This is a genomic window from Microcoleus sp. B5-D4 (genome assembly GCF_036705145.1).
GTDB lineage: Bacteria > Cyanobacteriota > Cyanobacteriia > Cyanobacteriales > Microcoleaceae > Microcoleus.
This window is the reverse complement of record NZ_JAUBTV010000007.1, coordinates 151,769-157,946: the sequence shown is the minus strand read 5'-3', so window position 1 is coordinate 157,946 and position 6,178 is coordinate 151,769. Positions and strand designations below refer to the sequence as shown.

General features: G+C 45.3%; 6 protein-coding genes. 3 read left to right on the top strand and 3 right to left on the bottom strand.

Annotated features, from left to right (window positions below):
* On the top strand, positions 1-455 hold a 455-nt coding region (locus tag QUB10_RS05545; protein WP_445300824.1), incomplete at its 5' end, for a thiamine-phosphate kinase.
* Between the two features lie 70 nt (positions 456-525).
* On the opposite strand, the gene QUB10_RS05540 is transcribed toward QUB10_RS05545, so the two are convergent.
* The 3 genes from QUB10_RS05540 to QUB10_RS05530 form a co-directional block, all read right to left on the bottom strand.
* Positions 526-1,182, bottom strand: a complete 657-nt coding sequence (locus QUB10_RS05540) for a hypothetical protein (protein WP_333200283.1) — start codon at positions 1,180-1,182, stop codon at positions 526-528.
* Between the two features lie 376 nt (positions 1,183-1,558).
* Positions 1,559-2,731: a cysteine desulfurase family protein gene (locus QUB10_RS05535; RefSeq protein WP_333200282.1), complete on the bottom strand. Its 1,173-nt coding sequence runs from the start codon at positions 2,729-2,731 to the stop codon at positions 1,559-1,561.
* A gap of 68 nt (positions 2,732-2,799) precedes the next feature.
* A complete protein-coding gene (locus tag QUB10_RS05530) occupies positions 2,800-3,201 on the bottom strand; it encodes a DUF7682 family zinc-binding protein (protein ID WP_333143337.1) in 402 nt (133 codons plus the stop codon).
* Positions 3,202-3,392: 191 nt separating this feature from the next.
* Between QUB10_RS05530 and QUB10_RS05525 the strand changes: the two genes are divergently transcribed.
* Together QUB10_RS05525 and QUB10_RS05520 are read left to right on the top strand one after the other, a co-directional pair.
* Positions 3,393-5,057, top strand: a complete 1,665-nt coding sequence (locus QUB10_RS05525; RefSeq protein WP_333200280.1) for a DUF655 domain-containing protein — start codon at positions 3,393-3,395, stop codon at positions 5,055-5,057.
* A 327-nt stretch (positions 5,058-5,384) separates the two neighbouring features.
* Complete coding sequence (locus QUB10_RS05520) at positions 5,385-6,029, top strand: hypothetical protein (RefSeq protein WP_333200278.1); 645 nt, start codon at positions 5,385-5,387, stop codon at positions 6,027-6,029.
* Positions 6,030-6,178: the final 149 nt, after the last annotated feature.

The following is a 6,178-nucleotide window of genomic DNA, read 5'->3' as shown; positions in this document are numbered from 1 at the left end:
GGCCGGGGGGGGTCAATTCTCCCCCCCTTAGCAAGGGGGGGCCGGGGGGGGTCAATTCTCCCCCCCTTAGCAAGGGGGGGCCGGGGGGGGTTAAATCCCCAATTGCAATCGCCGGAATGGACAGCAGCGACGGTTTAGCTGATGCGATTATTCAAATTTGTCGGGCTAGCGGTGTTGGCGCAAAAGTCGATCGCACAAAAATACCAATTCCCGATATTTTCAGCGAAATAGTATCAACCGAAAAAGCTTTAGATTGGGCATTATACGGCGGCGAAGACTTCGAGTTAGTGCTGTTTTTGCCAATAACAAGCGCTCACTTATTGGTAGAAAAAATAGGAAATGGAGCCTCGATTGTGGGAATCACTACCGAGAGCACCGATATCTGGTTAACTGATAGCAGCGGTATTTATTCTGATATTGTATTAAAGCTCGATCGAGGATTTCAACACTTTTGAATTATCTCGCTTGTCCGCATAGGTGGACTTGGTTTGTGTAGAGGCGGTTTCAACCGCCTGGTTTTTGCCGTTACACATTTTCCGCCCGCGAACCGTTGACTCTTTTATTGTAGGCAGTAGCCAGATTATTTTGGGTTTGCGTCCATTGTTCACTACCGGGTTCGCGATTATTTAAAACTATTTGATAACCAGTAATCGCAATTTCAATATTATTCGCTCTATTTCCACTGGGAAAATCACTAATATGAATACTCAAATTTTCAATAAGACCGATAATTGAGCTAATTGTTTCTGAGTTTTCCCCAGTAATTAACTTCTGCGCCACTTGCTGTAAAGTCTCTGCAAAAGTGGCATTAAGGAGATGTTGTCGCTCTTCCAGCATGGGGTAAATTACTGCTATATCCCCGTTGCTATCTTGTTCTGCTTGCAATAATTCTAGGAAAAAATTTGCATACTCTTGGAATTTTTCACTATTCGAGTTATTGCTATCTCCGTCATCGTTCATATCGATGAGTTGCGCTAGGTAACTAGCTAGATGTCGAAGGAATTTAGCGCCATTTTCCCCTCCTTGTTCTGCTAAGGTTGATGCTACTAACTCGCAAGTTTCCAGAAATCCGCGATCGAGTAATTCTGAGTTATCCTGTAATATTTGCGGTTCGTCTCCTTTGGGGGCATTCAGCAGAGTGTGAATTAATTGCAAATAGGCTTGGGCGCGGGTTTCGTCCATTGTGGGGAGTTGTGAATAACACCGGGATTTATTTTACCATGATTTTACGATATTTTGTAGGGGGGTTCGCCAATTATATATAACAATTAGCAACCATCTATATAAGCCCTGCCACCACCTATAACCCACGTCAACCTAAAATTTGCCTCGCATCGCCAAAATGTAAATGATGATTGTTGGTTGGGTGGGGGCGGGTTTTTGAGATTGTTGATTTCAGACAATTATGGTTGGTGAACCCGCCCCTACAGGATGTATGAAAGATTATTTTGATTGTGCGCGGGTGGCCAGAAACCGGGTTTTTGGGAGATACTTCATTACAGTCGATAAAAATCGTAAACACCCGGTTAATTTGGAATTTTAACCGCAGATTTTCATGCTAACGTCTAGATAATGCTACCTTGGGCATTAATCTATCCAAAATTTGCTCGATCGCAATTACTGTCCAATCAATATCCGCTTCTGTGGTTTCCCGTCCCAAACTCAAGCGAATGCCGCCAACAGCCATAGTTTTACTATATCCCATTGCCAATAATATCGGACTCGGAGTTAGTTTGCCGCTGTTACAAGCAGAACCAGAACTAATGCCAATTCCGGCTAAGTTTAGCTGTCGCACTAAAGTCTTGCCTGTCACTTTCCCTGTGTCGCCGTCGGGAGAAACAATGCAAAAACTGACGTGGTGCGGCAGACGATAATATCGATCGCCAGTTGGTACTAAACTAGGTACGTGGGATAATCGGTCAAAAAGCCGATCGCGCAATGCAATTAACCTCGGCGTTTCCACATCTATTTCCTGCAATGCTAACTCCGCCGCCACCCCAAAACCGACGATTGCCGGCAGCGCTTGTGTCCCCGAACGCAGTTTCAATTCTTGGCCACCACCGCCCAACATTGGCACTAATTCTACTCCCGGACGCACGTAAAGCGCCCCTGCACCTTGTGGCCCGTAAAGTTTGTGACTGGAAACCGAAAGCAAGTCTACGGGAAGTTTCTGCACGTCAACTTGCAGCTTGCCGGCAACTTGAACTGCATCGGTATGAAACATGATATTGCGATCGCGCGCAATTTGTCCTAATGCCTCAATTGGTTGCAGCGTGCCAACTTCGCTTTGTCCGTAAATGATCGAAATTAACACTGTATTCGATCGCAGCGACTCTTGCAAATCCAAAGGGTGAATGCGCCCGAATTTATCCACCGGTAGCCGCGTCACTTCCCATCCCAACTGTTCGAGTTGTCGCGCCGGTTCTGCTACTGCGGAGTGCTCTACGCTGGAGATAATAATATGCTGCGGCTTTGTATAAAGACGGGCAATTCCCATTATTGCCAAATTGTCCGCTTCAGTGCCGCCGGAAGTAAAAATCATCGATTCCGGTAGCGCGTTAATCAAGCTAGCAACCTGCATTCTTGCTAATTCTAAAGCTGTGGCAGCCCTTTGTCCCCACTCGTGCAAACTGGAAGGATTTCCCCACTGCTGAGTCAGGGCTTTTTGCATGGCTTGAATCGCTTCTGGGCGTGCGGGTGTTGTGGCGCTATAGTCGAGGTAAATTTGCATGATTTTAAATAACTAATGACTAAGGACTAAGGACTAATGACTAATGACTAATGACTAATGACTGATAACTAACTTCCTGGTTTGCAGACGTTGTAGTCTTCGTGCGACAAAACTTTTTGGGGAGTTAAGAAAGTGCCGCAATCTTCACAAAGCATTCTGTAGTTGCGAGTTACAGGAATACTGATTATTAAACGGTTGTGACGCAGGCGTTTGCCGCCGAAATCTCTGTAATTCTTATTTTCGCCCAAAGCTGCTATAATTGCCCGGGCTTTAGTGACTACGTGGTCGGGCAGACCTCTGAGATCGATGATATCTCTAGCAAATGATGCTTCCCTCTCTTGTTTTTTGGTTTGTTTTTGTGTCAGCACTTCAACGTACTGCTGCTGCGCCACCAACTCTTGCGTGCAGCGATGGCACGCTTTACCATATCCTTTGTGACCGCACGGAAAAATTCTTTTTCTTTTAGCCATAAAGCAGCGGTATCGGGTTTGACCCACGCCCCTGAATGCTGCTACCCTACCAGTGATGCTTCCGGCATCGAGGCAGTTCTACAAGACGTAAAATCTATTCCCTTGCATAAATTGAATAGGTTGTAACTTTACTTGATCCAATAGCTTTGAACTCTGGGAAGGCTAATAACCTCTATATTTTTTAAAATTTTGTGACTGTATTGTATTATCATTTACTCGGTTTCTGTTGTGCTGGGCTGGTGGCGCTCAATCTGGCGGGCTGCGGACAAACAAAGCAAGACGTGCAGAATTTACCTCTCAGTCTGGCTCCATTGCCTCAAGACCCCTTGTTGCAAGTATACTTCAATCAGTCGATCGCTTCGAGTTATACAGAGCCTTACCGCCAGCAAACTAGACCTGGAGATGATTTAGAAAACTCGATCGCAGTGGCGATCGCTAGTGCTGGATCGACGGTAGATGTTGCGGTTCAGGAGTTTCGCTTGCCCGGTATTGCGAGGGTTTTGGCCGATCGACAGCGATCGGGAATTAAAGTGAGATTAATTGTCGAACATATGTATAGTCGCCCTTGGAGCGATTTTACAGCCCAGGAGTTGGCGAAATTACCGGAAAGAGAGCGCGATCGTTATAGCGAATTTGTGCAACTTGCCGATCGCAATAAAGACGGTAAATTAAGCGCCGAGGAAATCAAGCAAAATGATGCTTTGGTAATTGTCAAAGATGCGGGTATTCCTGTAATTGACGATACTGCTGACGGCAGTAAAGGCAGCGGTTTGATGCACCACAAATTTGTGGTAATTGATGGCAAAACCGTAATCGTCACTTCTGCTAATTTTACCACAAGCGATATACATGGCGATTTCAAGACAGCCGCAAGTCGCGGCAATGCGAACAATTTGCTGAAAATTGAAAATGCTCAATTAGCGCAACTGTTTACTCAAGAATTTAACATCATGTGGGGCGACGGGCCCAAAGGCAAACCGGACAGCAAGTTTGGCATCAAAAAGCCGTTTCGTCAAGTACAAAAAGTAAGAGTAGGGAATTCGACAGTTGCAGTGCAATTTTCACCGACTTCCCAGACTTTGCCTTGGGAAAAAAGCGTTAACAGTTTGATAAATGGAAATTTGGGTAGTGCGAAAAAGTCGGTTGATTTGGCATTGTTTGTATTTTCGGCTCAGCGGTTGTCAAATACTTTGGAAATGGAAGCTAGCCGGGGAGTTGCGGTGCGCGCTTTAATTGACTCTAATTTTATTTATCGCTCTTATAGTGAAGGGTTGGATATGATGGGGGCGACTTTGATGCAGGATTGCGGGTTAGAAACTGACAATCGCCCTTGGAGAAAGCCGCTGACTACGGTGGGAGTGCCGCTGTTACCAATGGGCGATCGCCTGCACCACAAATTCGGCGTTGTGGACGGCAAAACGGTGCTTACAGGTTCTCACAACTGGAGTGAGGCGGCAAATCACGGGAATGACGAGACGCTGCTGGCGATCGAGAGTCCCACAGTTGCGGCCCATTTTGAGCGGGAGTTCGATCGGCTTTACAAAGGTGCAACCTTGGGAATTCCCGCCCGCATCAAACAGAGAATTGATGCTAAGAAAAAAGAGTGCGATTCACTACAAGCAGCATCAAAATCTGCGAGTGCTAAACCTCAAATTGCTGCGGGAAAAAAGTTAGTTAATTTGAATGCCGCGACTCAGGAAGAATTAGAAACTTTGCCAGGGGTTGGCCCGAAGTTAGCCGAGAGAATTATTGCAGCGCGGCAACAGCAACCTTTTACCTCTTTGGAGGATGTGGCACGGGTACAGGGAGTTGGGGACAAGATTTTAGAGAGATGGCGCGATCGAGTAACTTGGTAGTTAAGTTCGTACTCCTGAAATGTTGCACCATTCTCAAGAACAGGCAAGATGCCTGTTCCACAAGAAAATTCACTCTTTGTGGAACGGGCCGGAGAGCCCGTTCATAAAAGGCTTATTGACAATAGTGCAACATCTCAGTAATGAGGGCTTCATTCCTGACTCTAAAAAGTTCACAGTCATAACTTCCGCCCTTCCTTTGGAAACTCAGCATCAAAGACTCAAGTTCTCACTATAAACCTATTCGATATACTTTGACAACACCTCACCTCTCAAGTTAAAATAACGCCTAAACAAAATGCTATCTATTCACCTGAGAGGTAGAGAGAGATGGAACAGGCCAGATTTGTTACGGGGAGGCCACAAATCAAATTTCTAGCTATTTTTCTGGGGGCAATTTTTTTGACGCTAGCAGCTTTCACAGTTAGCGCCCAGCAGAGTAGCGAAGCACAATTTAGGGTCAAAAACGAAAACGCTTTTAATATTAATTTAATTCAATTTAAGCGCACTGAATATGTAGGGCCGTGTGCCGGTACTGTCTTCTCCCCTGATTCGCAAAGCGCTCGATTTGTCTCCAGCAAAACTCCTCCCGGCCCTAACAGAAGGGTAATGATTAAAAATGTGACTGATGGCATGGAAACTAACCCCTATCCTTACACAGACCGAGGTTACAATAAAGGTGAGTTCTCCGAGGATTTTGGATTTAAGTTGGGTAACAGTCACAAAACAAGAACTTTTTCGGTTTTAGAGGGAGAAAATAAGTTTCTCTATGAAATTAAAGAAAATGACCAAGTTATAGAACAGGGTTCGCTGACGGCTGAAGTTTCTATACAAAACTTAGGTACTTTTCCCCGTCAGCAAATTTGTCAAGATCAGGTAGAATGTCGGGATACTTCTGATTGTCGCGACCGTAAAGGCAGAAAAAGAAGTTGCAGACGAGAGTGTTTTCCTGTTCAACAGTGTCGCTGTCCGTAATTACTTTCTCTCCTAAAATTATTTTCTTAATTAACGGCAGAAGACAAAGAGGAATAACCAACCAGAAACAAGATAAGTTATTACTCGTTACCAGGCAGAGCCTGGTAACGCAGATCCGGAGGCTCTGCCTCCAATTTTCCTGAAAAAAA